Source organism: Maribacter corallii, assembly GCF_047345415.1.
In the GTDB taxonomy this organism is placed as follows: domain Bacteria; phylum Bacteroidota; class Bacteroidia; order Flavobacteriales; family Flavobacteriaceae; genus Maribacter_C.
Genome location: NZ_JBLFEP010000002.1, coordinates 1,012,292 through 1,032,030, shown reverse-complemented (window position 1 = coordinate 1,032,030; position 19,739 = coordinate 1,012,292). Strand labels below are relative to the sequence as shown.

Below are 19,739 nucleotides of genomic sequence, written 5' to 3'. Positions count from 1 at the left end.
CTATGAAGTTGACTAAGAAGAAACTTATCGGTTGTATCCTGCTTTTGTTTCCCGTATTGGCCATGGCGCATGGTGTCAGTGCTGGAGATCAGGAGATTTTGAACAATGGTGGGCTCCTATCCTATATCTATGTTGGTGCCAAACATATGGTCACCGGTTATGATCATCTGCTTTTTTTGGCCGGTGTTATATTCTACTTGCAAGGGTTTAAGGATATTGTACGCTTCATTACCGTTTTCACTATCGGCCATAGTATTACCCTCATTGGGGCAACCTATCTTGGCATCCAGGCCAATGAGCATCTCATTGATGCGGTCATTGCGCTCAGTGTGCTTTATAAAGGGTTCGAGAATTTGGGAGGATTTGAAAAATACTTCAAGAGCAAATCACCGAACCTCTTGTTCATGGTGTTTATTTTTGGCTTGATCCATGGCTTCGGACTTTCCACTAGGTTACAGTCTTTCGATGTGGGCACTTCACAGTTTTTAGCCAAAATCGTAAGTTTTAATATCGGAGTGGAATTGGGTCAGATTTTGGCTCTGATTCCCATTGTATTTATCATAACAAAATGGCAAAACAAAAAAAGTTATGCCGCTTTTTACAAAGCGGCCAACCTGTATTTGGTCATTGCCGGTATCGGTCTTTTCATCTACCAGATTTACGGATACCTATATGGGGGGCACTGAGGTCTTAGGAATTTAACTTGATAAGCAAAGTAATTGTTGAAAAAGAAAAGGCCCCTCTTTCAGGGGCCTTTTTATAGGTTATATTAAAATGGTTTTTACTTACAAATAGGCATTGAAACCTTCTGGAAGATAATTCTCAGTAGTTAGATCCAATTCGATGGCATCATTTTCATCGATGTAATTGATTCCTTCAATTCCTACAGGATCTGCATAGGCATCAAAACCCTCTGGAAGGTATTGAGCGGTGTCGAAATCAAGTGACCATTCTTCTTCGATGAATTCAACGGAATCCAAATTGAAATAGAATGCGTACGGATCGAACCCTTCAGGTAAGTAATCCGCGACATCAAAACCCAATTCGATTTCGTCTTCCTCTTGTATGTAAGTAATTGAATTAATATCAAAATCTTCTTTTTCCGTTTCAGGGTCCGCGGCGAAAACTCCCTTCGCAAATGTCAGTCCCATTACTATAGCTAAAGCTAAATTCTTTTTGTTCATATCGATATTCGATTATATATGAATTATAATAACGCTGGTTTGTCGCGTTATTGCCTATTTACTTAGCAGGGCATTTCATCGGCTTTTGAGAAAAACGAAGGCTTATACAAGAAGAGAACATGAGAACTATCAAATCCATAATTTAATAGCTGATTTCTTGCTATTTCAACAAAAGTCTCCGAGAATTTTTATGATGAAGCATTTCCGGTTTTTCGATGAACTACCAATATCAAAACACTTTACCCACGATTTTATGGGAAAAGAGTGTTTAAAATCGAGCATCATGGGCTTATTTCCAGATGAGTTCTCTTGATTATCCTCGCGCGGAATAATTGGATCATTATAAATTTTCCTTTAATTAAAACCAGCAAAAAAAATAAAGCCGCAAACACCAACCACAGTATGCGACTTTATCTTGACTAATTCAATCCCGATTTGCATCGGGACACTAAATGAAAATTCACTACTTATAAGACTGTTGAAAAACCAAAATGTTACAGTAGAAAGAAAAAAAACTTCATTTGAAACGATAACCATTCGATGGGAAGTCCAAATTAAGGTAGTGGTTTTCTGCTGAGTTCTTTTTCAATCTACTCTTCTTTATAATTGATCTTATTATTCAAACCGTATTCTTAACCACAAAATCAATGACCCGACAAATAGTCTTTTTATCGACCTATCGTTGTATGGACACATAAATCGGATAAAGAAAAGCGCTATTCCACAACATACCCGATTTTGACATCATAAAAGGACCATTTCGCAACAATCGGCTTTTTTGAACCCGAATACGCACTAGATTAGCTTCAGAATTAAAAACCAAATCACCATGTCACATAAAGTAAAAAGTTCCCTGTATTTCGCAAGTCTATTACTCGCCGTTGTAACCTACTATAGTACCAATACTACTGACATAATCGAGAACAGACAATTAGTGGAAAACACCATAGAACAGCCATCGACCGACGATGCGTTGAACTAGAAGATATTTTGAATACCTATTGCATTTTCCTATGGTGCTCTGGTATTCTCCAAGAACAAACACCTACTTACCCAAAAAAGGGCCCGAAGAATTTCGGGCCCTTTTCTTTTCCCGTTCATCCAATAAATCAAATAAAAAGGCTTGATAGACGTTCACGAAGGGTAACGACCCCTTATCATGACCGAATTTGCAAAGCGTTTTTCGCTTTTTGCCCTTTTATTGGGCCCGATTTTTCTTGTTCATGCCCAGAACAAGATTGATTTCCCTAAAGCAGTGGCAGATAATCCTTCTATTTTCATGAATGACTTGTCCGCCTCCAGTGTTTCTGCCAAGAACCCGCAACGGATGACCATCGCCGTATCTGATTCCGAAACTCTTGACCTACAGCTCAATGTCAAAAATACCGTTGGTGAGACCAGCTCATATATAGGTGTCATTTACGATAAAAAAAGCGGCTCTTTTGGGTTCAATTACGCCGATGGCAAGATTGAAGGGCATATTATAGAAAGAGAGGAGAGCAGGGCTTATCGCCTATTTACCGGACCGAACAGAAAAGTATTTATTGAAGAGACCGATATCAATGCTATTCTCTGCATCGCCTTTGAAAAAGCCAGAAAACCAGCCTCCAAAACGTCAACGATCTCCAACCCCTTAGGTAAAAGCTCACCCTTCACCCTTCAAAGTCGACCCTCTGCCTCAGCAGTAGTGTATTTGGATTTCGATGGGGAAACCGTGAGCAACACCAATTGGAATAATGGAAATACCATAAACGCCCAAGCCGCCGGCTTGTCGGATGCCGAAATCGTAGCTACTTGGGAAATCATGGCCGAGGATTTTAGTCCGTTCGACGTGAATATCGTTACCGATAGATCCGTGTTTGATGCGACACCCAGGAACAGAAGAATGATGTGTATTTTTACTCCTACCGACACAGCCGAGCCTGGTTCAGGAGGAGTGGCCTTTCTCAATTCCTTCTCTTGGAATACGGATGATCCTTGCTGGGTATACAATATTGGAAATGGAAAACAGGCCGGAGACACCGGTTCACACGAAATCGGGCATACAATGGGCCTGAATCATGATGGCCGGGGATCCACTGAATATTATTCTGGGCATGGCAATTGGGCCCCGATTATGGGTTTCAGTTTGGGCAAACCTGTCGCACAGTGGAGTCTTGGCGAATACAGCAATGCCTCCAACAACCAAAACGATTTGCTTATCATCGCCGGAAATCAAAACAATTTTGGTTTCATTCCCGATGATCATGGCAATACGACCAATACCGCAACAGAATTGGAAGCCGACGGTTCGGGTGCCATTGTTGAGGCACAGAACAGTGGGATTATCCATGATCGCGATGATATCGACCTGTTCTCTTTTCTGGCCCAAGCCGGAGAGGCTACATTTACCCTTAATCCCAATCAAGTACATCCAAATCTGGACATTCAAGTACGCCTATTGGATGAAACAGGCAGTGAACTGGCCTCGAGTAATCCATCAGGGTTGAGCGCCACGCTAACCGAGAATATCTCAGCTGGACTTTATTTTCTAGAAATTCAAGGGGTGGGTTCCGGTACCGTAGATAATGGCTATTCCGACTATGCTTCCATTGGCAAGTATTCCATCTCCGGACAATATGCCGTACAAACCCCGGAAAACGATTTGAGAGTACTCTCCATGACTCCCGACGAAGGAGATTTGATTTGTGGAGGTGTCTCACCCTCCATAACCCTCATCAATAACGGATTGAACCCCATTTCCAACTTTGATATCCTTTACCGTATTGATCAAGGAACACAACAAACACAATCGTTTTCGAACGGGATAGCACCACAGGAAACCCTCACGTTAACCTTAGACGAAATCACATTAAGTACCTCGGGCGAAACCAATATTGAAGTCATTGCCGAAATAACGAATGATGATCTGCCCAACAATAATACCATCGTAACGAATTTCTTCGCCAATACTTCAGGAGTTGCCGAGCAGACCAATTCTTTCGAAACATCGAATGATGCCCTTATCAGTTATGATAATTTCGGTGCCGGTTCCGTTTGGGAAAGAGGCACCCCCAACGGCGCCCTATTAAATACAGCTCATACGGGCTCCAATGCCTACGGAACGGTTTTGTCGGGATCGTATCCTGAATCAAAACTGAGCTACCTAGTCACCAATTGCTATGACTTTTCGGCCATGCAAGCTCCGGTACTAAAGTTCCAGATGGCCTATAGTCTTGAAATCAATTTTGATATTCTTTATGTACAATATTCTTTGGACGCCGGGGGAAGCTGGAGCAATTTAGGGAACACCTCTAGTCTACCCAATTGGTATACCAGTAACCGGACCAATGCGAGTTCGGGAGGTGCGAATGATTGCCAAAACTGTCCTGGTGGACAGTGGACCGGTACCCGATCTCAATTTCAAGAGTATGGGTATGATTTCGAAGCGAATGCCGCCAACGAGACCGACTTGTCAAATGAGCCCAATATTATGTTTCGCTTTGTTTTTCACTCCGACGAGTTTGTAAACCAAGAAGGGGTGGTTATCGATGATTTTGTAATCGAGGGCACTCCAATCGATGACGACGACGATGACAATGATGGCGTTTTGGACGTTGAAGACAACTGCCCGCTGACCAGTAATGCCGATCAATTGAATACCGATGGTGATAGTATGGGCGATGTCTGTGACGAAGATGATGACAATGATGGTGTTTTGGATGTTGATGACAACTGTCCGCTCACCAGCAACCCTGATCAAGCGGATTCTGACGGTGACGGAATCGGAGATGTTTGTGAAGACCCGAACGATATGGATGGCGATGGTATTGCTAATTCAGAGGACAACTGCCCTGATACTGCCAACGAAAATCAAGAAGACAATGATGGAGATGATTTAGGTGATAGTTGCGACACTGACGATGACAACGACGGCATTTTGGATGCTGTGGATAATTGTACTCTTTTGTACAACCCGGATCAATTGGATACCGATAACGACGGCATAGGTGATGTTTGTGACAAAGACGATGATCAAGATGGTATTTTGGACATTGATGACAACTGTCCGCTAATAGCAAATCCGAATCAGGCAGATGCAGACAATGATGGCATAGGTGACAGTTGCGACAGCGTCGCCGATGATCTTGACGGTGATGGCATTTTGAACGACCAAGACAATTGTCCGAATACCTTCAATACCGATCAATTGGATTCCGACGGAGACGGTATTGGTGATGCCTGTGACGCGGATGACGATAATGATACCATTTTAGACATTGTGGACAACTGCCCGTTGGTAGCCAATACAGATCAAGCGGATGCCAACAACGACGGCATCGGTGATGTATGTGATACAATTTTTGATCTTCCGGATACCAATTACACCTTTACGGTACGCTCAGACTGTGAACCCGGGAAGGGTGCTCTTCAAATCGATGTTGCTGAAGATTATCGCTATCAGGCCACATTATCGAAAGATGATGTTGGCCGTTCAAAGGATTTTACTGAGTCGGTCTTTTTTGAAGGTTTGGATCCGGGAATATACACCGTCTGTATTACAGTGGATGGTGAAGAAGGCTATGTGGCCTGCTTTGATATTACTGTTGAAGCCCTCGAAGCCTTCTCCGTGACCACGCAATTGAGCCTAAGCACCAATGAGCTTACCCTGTCCCTAACCGGAAGCGACACTTACACCGTGACCTTGAATGGGCAAATGGAGACGTTTACCGATAATGAGGTCAGGCTTCCCTTAACCGCTACGAGTAATGAGTTAACGGTTACCTCTGGCAGGGATTGTGACACTCCCTACGAAGAGACCATTCTTTTGATTCCCGAAGTAGCGGTCTACCCGAACCCCGTAGCAGGTGATGAGTTGACCATTGAATTGGAAGGCGGTCTTGAAAGTGAGTTGGTCGTTTCGATGTTCGCCATGAGAGGTACACGGGTCTCTTCAAAGTTGTACGAGGTCAATGATAATAGGATCACCATAAACGTGACAGGATTGGCAAAGGGAGTATACCTACTCAACATCGCTACTTCAAATGACTTAAAAATTTATAAAATAGTCAGGAACTAGCCCTCTAGACCAATTCATCAAGAAACAAAAAAAGAGATAAAGGTTTTATTCCCTTTTTGTAGGCTATAGTCCTATTTCTGACAATAAAATCGAGGGTGAACCAGAGAGTCGTCAAAATGTAATTTTCCCTAAGCATCGTTGAACGGAAAATAAGTTCGGTAAAAAAAAACGCTATTCAACAACATACGTGATTTTGACATCAGAAATGGCCCATTTCGCAACAATCGGCTTTTTTGAACACAAATCCGAAGTAGATTAGCTTCAGAATTAAAAACCAAATCACCATGTCACATAAAATAAAAAGTGCCCTATATTTCTCAAGTCTAGTATTAGCTGTAATGACCTACTACAGTATTGATACTACCGAGACGATCGAGAATACCCAATTAGTGGAAAACACAATAGAACAGATTTCAACCGACGACGTGTTGAACTAGAAAATATTTTGAACACATTCAAGGGCTTTCCAAAACCCAAATTGTGTTCACCTTGAAAACACCTACTTGAAAAAGCGGCATGAGTTTCCCCAAACTCATGCCACTTTCCTTTTGTAAACAACAGAAAACCCTGCTAAGAGAACCGGAAAATAAAAATGTTCAGTTAAAAAAATCACAATTGTTCTTCCCAGATTAAACCAATGGCGCACACTCGGGTCAAAGTTGCAGAAATCATTTAAAACCATACAGATGAAAAAAACAGTAATGATGATCCTGCTCCTTGCGGGATTCACAGCAACGGCCCAAAAAGGGGAAAGAACCCATAGAGATGCCATGAAAGATTTGACCCCGGAACAAGTGGCCACCTTGCGAACCAAGAAAATGACCTTGGCTCTAGACCTCACCGAGGCGCAACAGAAACAGATCAAGGTGATTCAATTGGAAAATGCCGAAATGCATAAAGCCAAAATGGAAGAACGCAAAGCATCGAAAGAAGATGGGGAGGCTAAAAAGCCCACATCCGAAGAACGTTATGCCATGGCCAACGCCCGATTGGATCATCAAATTGCCCAAAAGGCGGAAATGAAAAAAATACTGTCTGAAGAACAGTATACCCAATGGCAACAAATGCAACACCGAAAAAGCAGGCACAGAAATGGCAAGAACGGAAAAAGTCGTGATCGCCACGGTAAAAAGAAATAGTTCCGGTGGATGAATAGTTTGAAAAGGCCGCAATTTACAATGCGGTCTTTTTTGTTTAAACTAATTTAAAAGGTGCTGATGGTGGCATTCAATCAAATACTTACTACCATTTTCATCCGTTTCAGAAAAGCACAGAAAATAAAAGACCGCTATAACCACTAACCTCATTAACTGGTATCAATTCATCACAAACCACCGATTCGAGTGAGGGAAATTGTTCCGGTAGTATCGGAAACATTACAATCATTAAAAAGCATCTCGGCCTCTATTGAACTTCTTTCATCGAACTCAACTCGTCCAGAACCCCTGTATACGCCCGTACAGGGCATATCAGGATTGATATTGAAATCCACTCGGATGACAAAATTGTCGATAGTCATGCTCGCCGGATCAAAATTGAACGTAAACGTTCCATCCTGCGGGTTTGTACTACAGCAGGGTACAAAATTGCCGGTTTCAAAAAAATCTCCGGAAAATCTGGTGGGCGAATTTTCACTTACCGTCATCGTAATCGGGACGGATATCATATCCCCGGAAAGTGTGATTTCAATCGTACCCGAATAGCGGCCTTCAACAGCCGTATTTGTAACATCTCCTGTGTCATCATCATTTTCACTGGAAGAACATGAGAACACGACCATACACAACACAATCAATGTCATGGACCTACCTACTAATCTCAAATAATTCATAACAACGTATTTTTCCGAAAATTAGAGATAAAATCACCGCGACTTTCTCAAAAAGAGTCTCAAAAAACCAAAATGAGAATCATTTGCCCTAGGGTGACACTAGCCTGAAATCAGCCTCCTTACATTTTGACAAGTACTTCATTTTCGCACCTCTGAATATAATTTCGACCAAAATGGATTTCAAACTCACGTCGTGCTATTTGAAACGGGTCCATTAAGTACGGTCCTACCACTGTCGGACCATCGCAAGAGTGTTTTTTGCTCTCGTCCACCTTAAAAACTCCCTAGAAATGTTCATTCTGTTGTATATTCGGAGTTGCGGTGCAATTATACCAACCAAATATGAATCGATGCAACGACCGGAAATCGAAACTATAAAATCAGGGCGGGAGTTTAACCAATGGTATTGGCTCAAAGAAGAAATGGTGTCCATCTGTAAACTCCTGAACTTACCTTCTCATGGGCGCAAATTTGATTTGAGAGATCGAATCATGTACGCTTTGGACAATGAGGGAAAAATCAAACCCCAGCCAAAGAAAAACCCAACCGTATCAAAATTCAATTGGGTGAATTCTGAATTGACCCCCGAAACGATAATTACGGACAATGTCTCTTTCGGACCCAATTTTAGACGGTTCATGAAGAGCCAAATCGGGAGTAAATTCACATGTCACAGTGACTTCATGGATTGGGTCAAAACAAGTGCGGGAAAAAATTTGGGTGATGCGGTCAAAAAGTGGTATGCATTGGAAAAGAGAAAAGAAGACCCGAACTTTAAAAGAACCATAGCAGCCAACAATATGCTTGCACAATACACCCGTGACTTTTTAGCGGATAATGAGGGTAAGACCGTAAAAGATGTGCAGAAGTACTGGCAATTAAAAAAACAGTTGCCAACAAAGAACGGATTTGTACGCTATGAGAAATCGGATTTGCAATTGGGTAAGCACTGATTTCGATCTTAGGTAAATACAACGACCGTTATGAAACCGCATATAAAGATGAACCCTTCATTGAAAAAACTATTGTTCTGGGGCGTTGTCCTCGAAGCCGTGATAATATTGGTTTCATATGTTGTCCACCAAGATTACACAGAGACATTCAGGCATGCCGCCCGCTATTCTGGCCGCTTATCGGCTGTAGTATTTTTGTGCGCCTTCTATAACTATGCCAAGTCGTTTCCATCTCCTTTAAAGACCAATCTTCAATTACGCAATCTTCTCACCCTTTTTGCTGCAGTACACCTGATTCATTTCGTTTTTTTGGCTATGAACATGTATCTGAATGCCCTACCCGTAGTGCCTGTTAAATTGGTCGGGGGAGCCTTGGCCTATGTGATGATCGTAATGGCCCCTTTCAAATTGCATCGTTTGAAGTACTTCTGGCAATTGATCTATTTCTATTATGTAAGCCTCGTGATGATCATAACCTACATTGCCCGTATCAAAGGTGATTTTGAAGGAGCAGAACCGTTCTGGGGACATTATTTGGCTTTGGGGGCCTTTATTTTTTGTAGCCTCATTTTTAGCTGGCGTATGCGTAAATCGTTTCTCAACAGCTTGAACTCTTAGAAAAACACCTTTACAGGCGACCACTGTATACTTCCACCTCCTTTTTTCATATATTTAGAAAGAACTAGCTTTGAAACCAAAGCTTGAAAAAGACCGCACTTGAAAAACACACGAGTACAATTTGTTGTTTTTCTTACGATGACATGCGCTTGTTGCATGGCACAGGAGATGACACTTGAAACCAATGGCCGTCGTATTCTGGGCACCTATCAAGAACGCACTGCCTCAGTGGCCACAGGTGATATAGACGATGATGGGGATATCGATGTTCTCGTAGCGAATGGTAGACATTGGCCAGGCCAAAACAGAATATTTCTGAATAACGGCAAAGGAATTTTTACGGTGGAAATGAACTTGGGAGCACAACGCGAGACCACCTATGCCACCGAACTGGGGGATTTCGATAACGATGGAGATCTTGATATCGCCGTGGGTAATGATATGGCCCCGAATGCTCTTTTCCGAAACGATGGGAACGGTAACTTTTCTCATTATAGCACTTTCGGGAAGTCATATACCCCAACAAGAAATTTGACACTTGCCGACCTTAATCAAGATGGTTTTATCGATATCTTAATCACCAATCGGGGGCGAGCCAATGAGATTTGCATAAATGACGGAAATGGGAACTTTATGGAAACGATGAATTTTGGAACTTCAAAGGACTCCACCATAGATGTGGAAGTCGCCGACATGGACGGGGACCAAGATCTTGACCTCGTTTTGGCCAATCGGGATGGACAACCTAATTTCATCTACCTCAACGACGGAAAGATGGGTTTTGAGTCCAAAATACCCTATGGTACAGGCGATGACCAAACACGTTCCGTGGGTGTTGGTGATATCGACCAAGATGGTGTATTGGATATTGTAAGCGCGAATATCGGAGAACCGAACCGAATTCATTTTGGAACCACGGCAGGGTCCTACGAAGAATCGGTCATCTTCGACCTAACCGAATCGGATAGCTATGCACTGGCTTTGGCCGATTTGGATGGGGATACCGATTTGGATATCATTGTCGCGAATTCGGGAAGTACCAATTGGGTATATTTCAACAACGCCAAAGGAAAAGAATGGAAGGCGCATCAACTCAATGAAGAAACGCTACATACATATGATATCATCACTGCGGATGTCAACCGTGACGGATTTGTTGATATTGTAGAAGCGAATTCCGACGGCCTTAATCGCTATTATATAGCTCGACCGAAAAACTAAATTAACCAAATTGACGTCCGCCCGACATTAGGCAGGTATACATCTCGACCATCGAGCAAATAGAAACCCATTATGAACCATCTTATGTTAGCATTGAGCCAAACCAAAATCAACACGACAATCGGCCTACTAGTCTTGGTCCTTTTCAGTTCTTTTTCCGCTCCGGCCCAGGAAGAACCTATTCAACTTCGTTATTTCGGAACCGCCGGCTGGGAAATTTCAGATGGAAAAATCACGGTATTGGTCGATCCGTATCTAACTCGAATGAAACTGGGTACAGGGCCGGGGGTAAGCGAAAAGGATACGCGAAAAACCGTATTACGCTCAGATATCTTTGTCTCCGACACCCTCTTGATCGATAGTTTGATCACCAAGGCTGATTTCATCTTAGTACACCATTCGCATTTTGATCATTTGGCCGACGTGCCCTATATCGCCAAAAAAACAGGCGCCAAAGTCATCGGAACCGAGACCACACGGAATATTCTACGTGGCTACGGTATCCCTGAAGAACAGCTATATCCAGTGAAAGGTGGAGAAGACTATCAATTCGATGATTTTTCGGTTCAAGTCATTCCCTCGATTCATTCGGCGTTAAATGACAAACATTATATTGATTCAAGAACGTATACCGAGACACCGAAAACACCCCTTAAAGTATCTGAATTTATCGAAGGTGGCTCTTTAATGTTCTTGGCTCGTTTTGCCAGACATACGGTACTTACTATGGGTTCGATGAACTTTGTGGAAAGAGAATTGATAGGTCAAAAACCGGATATTTTATTGGCAGGAGTCAACCGGTCTCAGTTGGGGCTTTACAAGTACAATGAACGCTTGTTGGCAGTGACCAATTACCCGAACATCATTATCCCGACACATTGGGATAATTTTCGTCTGCCCTATGGGTTTTCACAAGAGCTTGGTGTAACCCAAAAACTCCTTCCCTTTCAAAAAGATGTGCGACAACGCTCACCTGAAACAAGGGTAATCATACCCGTACATTTAGGCACCATTACCATAGAATGAAACGAGATCGATCAAATGGCAATATTTGCTATAACCGCGTTTTCCGTAGCCATGATCTCCTTGATTTCATCAACTCTACGAACCGCGCGAGTAATTTTTGAAGCTGATAATGGTTTCAATATAAAATCTATTGCCCCGTTGACATAGGCTTGAAGCTCAAAACATGCCTTAGTGGAGTTCATAATGACCTCAACAGAATCTTTAAATAGCTTTTGAAGTGAAAAACCATCGATTTCCGGCATTTCTACATCTAAAATAACCACATCGACATCTTGCTGATTTACAGCCTCTAGACCTAAATAAGGATCAGAGTATGCGCCTAAAAGATTTAGATTCGGATTCTTCTTGATTAACTGCGAAGAGAGTGTGAGCTGTAGCACACTATCATCAATTACAATAACGTTCAATCTCATAGGGGACAATTTTGGTATACTTGACTTGGTATTATGATAACTCGATTAAGGGGTAAATACTTACGATAAATTGGTGAATCGCACATATTTGCGATGAAATACCCTTTTCCATCGATCAGAAATCCAATTCTAGGGAAACGTCCTTAAAAAATAGCATCCAACGCGGCAATGGTTTCATCCAGGTCGGCATAGCTCAACGCATCGTTTAGAAAATAACTTTCAAAGGCACTAGGTGGAAGATAAATACCCTTTTCAAGCATAGCGTGAAAGTACTTTTTAAAGGTGTCGTTGTTTCCCTTGGCCGAGGATTTGAAATCGACGACCGGTTCATCTGTGAAATGCAAGGATATCATACTTCCAAAACGATTGATTTGATAAGGAATACCCTTCCGTCGCATGACATTATCAAACCCTTCATGCAAATGTTCGGTTTTGTCCGCAAGACTCTCAAAGACTTCCGGTTTGGAATTCAGCTCGGTCAACATGGCCAAACCAGCGCTCATGGCCAGAGGGTTTCCACTGAGGGTACCTGCTTGATAGACGGGTCCATCCGGAGCCAAATGATCCATAATCTCGGTTCGCGCGGCAAAGGCGCCGACTGGAAGTCCACCCCCAATCACCTTTCCGAACATTACGATATCCGCATTTATACCTAAAACTTCTTGTGCGCCCCCTTTTCCCAATCGAAATCCGGTCATCACCTCATCGAACAATAATAGTATGCCTTCTTGGTTACACACCTCCCGTAATCCCTGGATAAACGCAACTGTGGGAACAATACAGCCCATATTACCGGCGACCGGTTCGATAATAATGGCGGCTATCTCACCTCGATTGGCCTCGACCAACTGTTGCACGCCCTCCAAATCATTGTAGTCTGCCAATAGGGTATCTTTTGCAGTACCCTGTGTCACACCCGGACTGTTAGGGCTTCCGAACGTAACAGCCCCACTGCCTGCTTGAATCAAAAAAGAATCGGAATGACCGTGATAACAGCCGGCAAATTTGATGATTTTATCCTTTCGGGTATAACCGCGCGCCAAGCGAACGGCACTCATACAGGCCTCGGTACCACTATTCACGAAACGGATCTTGTCAATATTCGGCACCATGGAAACCGCTAATTTCGCCAACGCTGTTTCAATTTCCGTGGGCATTCCGAACGATGTTCCCTTCTTCGCCTTTTCGATGACGGCATCGATTACGGGTGCATATGCGTGCCCTAAAATCAATGGGCCCCATGAAGCGATATAGTCGATCAATCGGTTACCGTCTTCGTCATATAGATAGGCTCCTTTGGCTTCCTTTACGAAAATAGGATCTCCGCCCACTGCCTTAAAAGCTCGTACCGGAGAATTTACTCCTCCCGGGATATAGTTCTTGGCTTCTTGGAAAAGTGCACTGCTTCGTTGGTAAATCATAGTATAGTTAAACTTTGTTAGTTATAATCCGAGGGCATTCATTCGTTTCTTTTCGTACCTACTATCTTCGGCCGGATACCTCAATAGGTGTTCGTATTTCCCAGAGTCTTTGGCCAGGGCATAGATGAGGCTTTCCCCCGCATATTCCGGAGTTACCGCATAAATCGGGTCCGTATACGCCTCTTTCGACGATACAATTTGCCACCCTTTAGCTTCGAACATTTGAATCAAGTCATCTATAAAAAGTGCCGCTGCCAAATTATGGTGCAACAATAAGGTATGGGCGATATGCCTATCGTTCAGTTCAAAGGATAGCTTTTCATAGAATTGGGCCCTTTCCCAGATATGTTCTAGATAGAATTTCTTGAAATCCGTCACATCAGCTTTGGGGTTTTCTTTCAATCGTTCTACCAAACGACTATCGATATACCAATCGGAAGCATCAATGGTCACATATCCGTTTCGATACCCCATCTCTTCCATAAAAGACCTAAAGGAATCGACTTTCTCTGGAGTATTTCCTTCTTTCAAGTACGGAAACCGAAACAACTTCACATAGTTCGAATACCCATTGATCAAACTATCGTTCGAAAGTAGTTCTCTCGAGAATTTACGATAGGTACTTTCGTCATTGTTATAATTAGGGTGATTGGTCGTATGATTGGCGATAAGGTGTCCTTTATCATTCCAACTTTGCAATACGTATCTGCCTTTCTCACCAAATTTATTATATCCCGCTACGAACAAAATGGAGTTCACCTTATGCCTCTGCAACTTGTCCAATAAAAGTTGGTTCCACTCCTGTAGTGAATACCCGGGTCTGTCGGTAATTAATCCGTCATCAAACGAAAAGCTTATTTTCTGCTGTCCTTTTACTACTCCCATATAAAGGGTAGTACACACAAGAACAATAAGGTGGTACCTGGATATATTTTTTATCATGTCGCTTGTTGAAATCTCACTCAGAATTTCTTAAAAGCTCGTTCTAAGCTACCTTGATAGCACATCAACTGCCCATTTCTATTCCCTCAATTGAAGTTTTTGGTTTTCACGGTCAATTTCTGCCCTACCTTGATCGAATTGTCATACAGATAGTTCCAGCGTTTCAAATCATCTACAGAGACCGCATATTTTCTAGAAATGGAGTATAGTGTATCTCCCTTTTTCACCACATGTTTATCGATAGACGGTGTGCTAGCGGTCACTGGTTTTGTATGGGTATTCGCCTTGTAACGGTTACCTAAAACAGCCTGATCGTATTTATGTAGATCATACTTCTCTATAATACTGATAAGTTTGGACGGGTAGCGTTTATCGGTAGCGTACCCCGCTTTTTTAAGTCCGTAGGCCCATTTCTTGTAGTCATCTTTTCGCAAATCGAACAGGGAAGCATAGCGAGAACGATTCTTGAGAAAGACGCTATGATCGCGATAGGAATACATGGGGTGGTTGTACTTGCGAAAGCACTCCCCTTTTTCATCATCATCATGAAAATCATAATCTCCCTGCCAGCCTGTATGGCATTTGATTCCAAAGTGGTTGTTGGTTTTCCTAGCAAGTTCCCCTTTGCCGAAGCCACTTTCCAATAGCCCCTGTGCCAAGGTGATACTAGCGGGTATGCCATACGCTTTCATCTCCAATTGGGCTATTTCCGAAAACGTCTGCACGTATTCGATAACCGAACCGATTTCGAATCGGACGAACTTACCGGTGTCCTTGGGCAGCACCAATGATCCGTCATCCTCTTCTGTTTCTTCAGTGTCGTTATCAGACCGCACTACCGTCCGTTGGGTTTCACTTTGGCGGGTCGCCCGTTGCTTCACCTTGCATCCGGATAAAAAGCAAAGGAGTATCGCTACTGTAGCCAGTCGTTGTATCATAGTTGAATCAATGGCAAATTTTTCTTTTTCAATTTCATGTTCATTCCTATCCTTCCCTGAAGGCCGCCAGTATGAATGGCCAGCAGGCTTGAATTCGGTTTGAATCGGTCTTTTTTGACCATATCCAGTATGCCATACAGCAGCTTTCCGGTGTAGACAGGGTCTAATGGAACTTGGGTTTCTTGCTTGAACCTATTCATAAATTCGATCAGTTCACGAGTAACTTTGGCGTACCCCCCAAAATGGTACTCGGTCTGCAAGTTCCAATTTCCCTTGAAAGCAAATTTACGAATATCTTCCTTTAAAAAATCGCCCTTCAAGGAAGGAAAGCCCAAAACGGACTGCTCCGAGCTAGCAGCATTGGATATCCCTGCAAGGGTCGTACCGGTGCCGACCGCTGCACAGACCACATCAAATTGAAGGTCTCTGGGCGTTAGCATTTCTTCACATCCCTTTACCGCCAAACTATTCGAACCTCCTTCGGGCAGCTCATAAAATCGGCCAAAAAGCGCCTCCAATTTTTGCAGTTCAGCGGAAGTGGTCTTCTCTCGATAGGCCTCCCTTGATAAAAAGTGGAATTGCATCCCCTGTCGACCGGCGAATGCCAAAGTTGGATTTTCATGCCATTTGGTGCGCAGTTCTTCGCCTCGAATAACGCCGATGGTCCTCATTTTCGCTTCTCTACCCGCATAGGCGGTGGCAGCAATATGATTGGAGAAGGCCCCACCATACGTTAGCAAGGTATCGTGCCCCTTTTTTTTAGCTTCCAGCAAATTATACTTTAGCTTACGAAACTTATTTCCCGAAATAAAGGGGTGGATCAGGTCTTCACGCTTGATAAAAAGAAGTACCTTTTTTTCTTGTAAAATGGGGAGGCTTATCTGCTGATTTTGGATCTTCACGGAAGTCGTTTAAACTTCTCAAAGGTACTTTATAAAGCTGAATGGCCTTCTTTCGTTTGGGTAATTTAAGTTGTGCTCGTTCGCATAGGCCTCTTGTTCAAAGCTAATGTTCTGATACCCTCGGTAAAAGCTCAAATGAAAAAGACTCCGAAAAAGCCATTCGGTAATGTATACTGCATAAAAAGGCAGAATCAATAATTCCAATTGTTGCTTTAAGTGTATTTTCTCGTGATTGATCAGAACACCATCTTCCTTGAGGGCATCATTTTTTAAAATAATGAACGGCCACACCGAAAGACCGACGTAGTTTTTATAGAAAAGATGTTTAAAGACTAAAATCATGTATCAGCTTTAAAACGACGATTCACAAATTTAATTGTTATCGGCGCATGTGTCGGATAGAACTCAAATATGTTGCCAACAATTGTATTTATCCGTTGAATAGCACAAATATGTCCGCAAAATGGACGTTTTGGAGCAATAGATGGAAGTATTATCAACAAAATCGACTAATTTTATGATTGAATCGCAAGCAAAATGAAAGAAATCATTCCTATCGAAAAAGGGGATTTTTATTGGTCGGAAGAAGGCTATCGCGTTTTTACCAAACAATACCATCTCAAAAGAGGTTATTGTTGTGAAAGTGGCTGTAGGCATTGCCCTTATGGTTACGATATCAAGAAAAATAGTCAAGGCTAGAAACCTAAGGTTTCGGCATGGTTTTTGAGACTAAAACTACAAAATACTTGACGAATTCCTTAAACAGTTTGTACTATGAAAAAGATAAAGATTCTTGCCCTACCGTTGCTACTCCTACTCTTCTTAAGCTCCTGCACCTCGGTCAGGGTCTTATCCGATTATGATAGGGCAGCAGATTTTAATGAGTTTAAGTCGTATGCCTTCTATAAGACAGGCATCGACAAGGCACAGATTTCCGATTTGGACAAGAAACGTATTTTACGGGCCATTGAAACTGAAATGGGTTCACGTGGTTTTGTAAAATCGGATTCCCCTGATATTTTGGTGAGTATTTTCACGAAAGAGAGCGAGCAAGTAGACGTCTACAATAACAACTTCGGTTGGGGCGGCTGGGGAGGCTGGGGCTGGGGAGGCTTCGGACCCGGTTGGGGCTGGGGCGGATGGGGTCCTGGTTGGGGCTGGGGCGGCAACGCTGTCAGTACAAGAACGGAAGGATCACTCTATATCGACTTGATCGACGCAAAGAAAAAAGAATTGATCTGGCAAGGAAAAGGTGTCGGTACCTTAGGCAACAACAAAAATATAGAGAAGAAGGAAGCTCGAATACAACAGTTCGTCTCCGAAATTTTAGAGGAATATCCCCCCAATGCAATCGCATCAAAATAAATTATAGGCCGCCCAACAGGGCGGTTTTTTTTAGCCCATTGCCCACTCTATAAACCCAATTCCATTTTCAATTTTCGTAACTTTACTTATCGCAAATCAAGGTAAGAATGTCTTTCGAAAGTAATCCTATTCTCGATAAGCTTCCAGAGCATCTGAAGCAATTTATAAAGCCTCAAGACTACGAGGAATACACCGCTATCAATCAAGCCGTTTGGCGCTATGTCATGCGAAAAAATGTGGATTACCTCAGCAAAGTTGCCCACAGATCATATGTCGAGGGCTTACGAAAAACGGGGATATCCATAGACCGTATTCCGAATATGTATGGCATGAACCGTATTCTTCAGGAAATCGGCTGGGCAGCCGTCGCCGTAGATGGGTTTATTCCTCCGGCCGCTTTTATGGAATTTCAGGCCTATAATGTATTGGTCATTGCTTCAGACATTCGTCAGTTGGAGCATATCGAATATACCCCAGCACCCGATATCATCCATGAAGGCGCAGGACATGCCCCCATTATTGCCAATCCTGAGTATGCGGAATATTTACGGCGCTTTGGCGAAATAGGCTGCAAGGCGATTTCAAGTGCCAAGGATTTTGAATTGTACGAAGCAGTGCGGCACCTTTCGATCATCAAGGAAGCTTCTGGAACACCCAAAAAGGATATCGAAAAGGCAGAAAAACATATTGCGAAGCTTCAAAACAATATGGGCGAGCCCAGTGAAATGGCCCTGATTCGAAATCTACATTGGTGGACGGTGGAATACGGACTGATCGGAACGGTCGACGATCCTAAAATTTACGGAGCCGGCCTCCTTTCTTCAATTGGCGAAAGTGCATGGTGCATGACCGATAAAGTAAGGAAAATACCCTATTCCATTGAAGCGGCGCATACCTCCTTCGATATTACCCAACCACAACCGCAACTTTTTGTGACTCCCGATTTTGCATTTCTCAGCCAGGTGCTGGAAGAATTTGCAAACAGCATGGCCGTTCGAAAAGGGGGCTTGAGCGCCCTACGAAAACTCATCAATTCAAAAGAGCTTGGCACCATTGAGCTGAGCACCGGTCTTCAAGTCTCAGGTAATTTTGAAAATGCCATCGATTTTGAAGGCAAGCCCGTGTTTTTTCAAACCAAGGGACCCACCGCACTCGCCTTTCGCGAAAAAGAGTTAGTGGGGCACAGTACACAACACCATTATGATGGTTTTGGCTCACCCATGGGAAAATTAAAAGGCATCAACTTGGCTATAGAAGCGATGAGTCCGAGAGACCTAAAAGCTTACAATATATTTGAGGGACAGACCATAACCCTTGAATTCGAGGGCGGCATTACCATATCGGGAGAAATCGTTACCGGTACCCGTAACCTGAAAGGCGAGATCATACTGATTACCTTCAGGAATTGTACTGTAAACCATAAGCAAAAAATACTTTTTAAATCTGACGAACGGCTTTATAACATGGCCGTGGGCGAACATATCGTTTCGGCATTCAACGGCCCAGCGGACTTACAAAGCTTTGATTTGATCGATCATGAGATTACATCGACCACTTCAAAAACAGAAATAGCTCCCGAGAAAAAGAAACTGGAGAAGTACTACCAACAGGTACGTGAATTTCGAGAGGGTAGCAATACAACGATATCGAGACACAAGGTTTTTGAACAGCTTGCCGTTGAGTTCCCCGGTGACTGGTTACTATCCATTGAACTGTATGAATTGGCCAAGACCAACGGCGATCTGGATTTCGCCATGGAAATTGCCTCGCACCTTGAAATCGTAAAGCAAAACCATCCCCGATTTGGGCATTTGATAGATGATGGACTGCAATTGGTCGATTTACAATTGATCCCGAAGTAATCGC

20 protein-coding genes are annotated in these 19,739 nt (G+C 43.0%); 12 read left to right on the top strand and 8 right to left on the bottom strand.

The window, feature by feature from the left end; genetic code table 11:
* Positions 1 to 2 precede the first annotated feature (2 nt).
* Positions 3 to 686, top strand: a complete 684-nt coding sequence (locus tag ACKWCA_RS09755; protein ID WP_413977995.1) for a HupE/UreJ family protein — start codon at positions 3 to 5, stop codon at positions 684 to 686.
* Between the two features lie 99 nt (positions 687 to 785).
* On the opposite strand, the gene ACKWCA_RS09750 is transcribed toward ACKWCA_RS09755, so the two are convergent.
* Positions 786 to 1,184 carry a hypothetical protein gene (locus ACKWCA_RS09750; protein ID WP_413977994.1) on the bottom strand — a complete coding sequence of 133 codons (399 nt, stop codon included), beginning with the start codon at positions 1,182 to 1,184 and terminating at the stop codon, positions 786 to 788.
* Positions 1,185 to 2,013: 829 nt separating this feature from the next.
* Between ACKWCA_RS09750 and ACKWCA_RS09745 the strand changes: the two genes are divergently transcribed.
* The 4 genes from ACKWCA_RS09745 to ACKWCA_RS09730 all read left to right on the top strand — a co-directional run bounded on the left by ACKWCA_RS09745 (position 2,014) and on the right by ACKWCA_RS09730 (position 7,382).
* Positions 2,014 to 2,166 carry a hypothetical protein gene (locus ACKWCA_RS09745; protein ID WP_413977993.1) on the top strand — a complete coding sequence of 51 codons (153 nt, stop codon included), beginning with the start codon at positions 2,014 to 2,016 and terminating at the stop codon, positions 2,164 to 2,166.
* 177 nt (positions 2,167 to 2,343) lie between these two features.
* Positions 2,344 to 6,243, top strand: coding sequence for a thrombospondin type 3 repeat-containing protein (locus tag ACKWCA_RS09740; protein WP_413977992.1), 3,900 nt, complete (start codon positions 2,344 to 2,346; stop codon positions 6,241 to 6,243).
* A gap of 284 nt (positions 6,244 to 6,527) precedes the next feature.
* Positions 6,528 to 6,680, top strand: coding sequence for a hypothetical protein (locus tag ACKWCA_RS09735; protein ID WP_413977991.1), 153 nt, complete (start codon positions 6,528 to 6,530; stop codon positions 6,678 to 6,680).
* Positions 6,681 to 6,929: 249 nt separating this feature from the next.
* Complete coding sequence (locus ACKWCA_RS09730) at positions 6,930 to 7,382, top strand: hypothetical protein (RefSeq protein WP_413977990.1); 453 nt, start codon at positions 6,930 to 6,932, stop codon at positions 7,380 to 7,382.
* A gap of 185 nt (positions 7,383 to 7,567) precedes the next feature.
* Here ACKWCA_RS09730 and ACKWCA_RS09725 read toward each other — a convergent pair whose 3' ends face one another.
* The gene (locus ACKWCA_RS09725; protein WP_413977989.1) at positions 7,568 to 8,074 is read right to left on the bottom strand and encodes a hypothetical protein; all 507 of its coding nucleotides are present in this window, start codon (positions 8,072 to 8,074) and stop codon (positions 7,568 to 7,570) included.
* A gap of 350 nt (positions 8,075 to 8,424) precedes the next feature.
* On the opposite strand from ACKWCA_RS09725, the gene ACKWCA_RS09720 reads away from it, so the two are divergent.
* The 4 genes from ACKWCA_RS09720 to ACKWCA_RS09705 all read left to right on the top strand — a co-directional run bounded on the left by ACKWCA_RS09720 (position 8,425) and on the right by ACKWCA_RS09705 (position 11,892).
* On the top strand, positions 8,425 to 9,027 hold the full coding sequence (locus ACKWCA_RS09720; RefSeq protein ID WP_413977988.1) for a DUF6434 domain-containing protein: 603 nt from the start codon (positions 8,425 to 8,427) through the stop codon (positions 9,025 to 9,027).
* A gap of 30 nt (positions 9,028 to 9,057) precedes the next feature.
* Positions 9,058 to 9,645, top strand: coding sequence for a hypothetical protein (locus ACKWCA_RS09715; protein WP_413977987.1), 588 nt, complete (start codon positions 9,058 to 9,060; stop codon positions 9,643 to 9,645).
* A gap of 156 nt (positions 9,646 to 9,801) precedes the next feature.
* Complete coding sequence (locus tag ACKWCA_RS09710; protein ID WP_413977986.1) at positions 9,802 to 10,866, top strand: FG-GAP repeat domain-containing protein; 1,065 nt, start codon at positions 9,802 to 9,804, stop codon at positions 10,864 to 10,866.
* Between the two features lie 72 nt (positions 10,867 to 10,938).
* Positions 10,939 to 11,892, top strand: coding sequence for an MBL fold metallo-hydrolase (locus ACKWCA_RS09705; protein WP_413977985.1), 954 nt, complete (start codon positions 10,939 to 10,941; stop codon positions 11,890 to 11,892).
* A gap of 11 nt (positions 11,893 to 11,903) precedes the next feature.
* On the opposite strand, the gene ACKWCA_RS09700 is transcribed toward ACKWCA_RS09705, so the two are convergent.
* The 6 genes from ACKWCA_RS09700 to ACKWCA_RS09675 all read right to left on the bottom strand — a co-directional run bounded on the left by ACKWCA_RS09700 (position 11,904) and on the right by ACKWCA_RS09675 (position 16,850).
* The gene (locus ACKWCA_RS09700) at positions 11,904 to 12,305 is read right to left on the bottom strand and encodes a LytR/AlgR family response regulator transcription factor (protein ID WP_413977984.1); all 402 of its coding nucleotides are present in this window, start codon (positions 12,303 to 12,305) and stop codon (positions 11,904 to 11,906) included.
* A 143-nt stretch (positions 12,306 to 12,448) separates the two neighbouring features.
* On the bottom strand, positions 12,449 to 13,726 hold the full coding sequence (hemL, locus tag ACKWCA_RS09695) for a glutamate-1-semialdehyde 2,1-aminomutase (RefSeq protein ID WP_413977983.1): 1,278 nt from the start codon (positions 13,724 to 13,726) through the stop codon (positions 12,449 to 12,451).
* Positions 13,727 to 13,747: 21 nt separating this feature from the next.
* Complete coding sequence (locus ACKWCA_RS09690) at positions 13,748 to 14,611, bottom strand: polysaccharide deacetylase family protein (RefSeq protein WP_413977982.1); 864 nt, start codon at positions 14,609 to 14,611, stop codon at positions 13,748 to 13,750.
* Between the two features lie 143 nt (positions 14,612 to 14,754).
* Positions 14,755 to 15,606: a glucosaminidase domain-containing protein gene (locus tag ACKWCA_RS09685; RefSeq protein ID WP_413977981.1), complete on the bottom strand. Its 852-nt coding sequence runs from the start codon at positions 15,604 to 15,606 to the stop codon at positions 14,755 to 14,757.
* Positions 15,603 to 16,508 (bottom strand): 1-aminocyclopropane-1-carboxylate deaminase/D-cysteine desulfhydrase, encoded by a 906-nt coding sequence (locus ACKWCA_RS09680; protein WP_413977980.1) that lies wholly within the window; start codon positions 16,506 to 16,508, stop codon positions 15,603 to 15,605. The genes ACKWCA_RS09685 and ACKWCA_RS09680 overlap by 4 nt, the downstream gene beginning before the upstream one ends.
* An 18-nt stretch (positions 16,509 to 16,526) precedes the next feature.
* Positions 16,527 to 16,850 (bottom strand): hypothetical protein, encoded by a 324-nt coding sequence (locus ACKWCA_RS09675; protein WP_413977979.1) that lies wholly within the window; start codon positions 16,848 to 16,850, stop codon positions 16,527 to 16,529.
* A 195-nt stretch (positions 16,851 to 17,045) separates the two neighbouring features.
* Here ACKWCA_RS09675 and ACKWCA_RS09670 point away from each other — a divergent pair, with 195 nt between their 5' ends.
* From ACKWCA_RS09670 to ACKWCA_RS09660, 3 genes are all read left to right on the top strand, one after another.
* Positions 17,046 to 17,207 carry a DUF5522 domain-containing protein gene (locus ACKWCA_RS09670; RefSeq protein ID WP_413977978.1) on the top strand — a complete coding sequence of 54 codons (162 nt, stop codon included), beginning with the start codon at positions 17,046 to 17,048 and terminating at the stop codon, positions 17,205 to 17,207.
* Between the two features lie 75 nt (positions 17,208 to 17,282).
* Positions 17,283 to 17,873, top strand: coding sequence for a DUF4136 domain-containing protein (locus tag ACKWCA_RS09665; protein WP_413977977.1), 591 nt, complete (start codon positions 17,283 to 17,285; stop codon positions 17,871 to 17,873).
* A gap of 107 nt (positions 17,874 to 17,980) precedes the next feature.
* Positions 17,981 to 19,735, top strand: coding sequence for an aromatic amino acid hydroxylase (locus tag ACKWCA_RS09660; RefSeq protein WP_413977976.1), 1,755 nt, complete (start codon positions 17,981 to 17,983; stop codon positions 19,733 to 19,735).
* Positions 19,736 to 19,739: the final 4 nt, after the last annotated feature.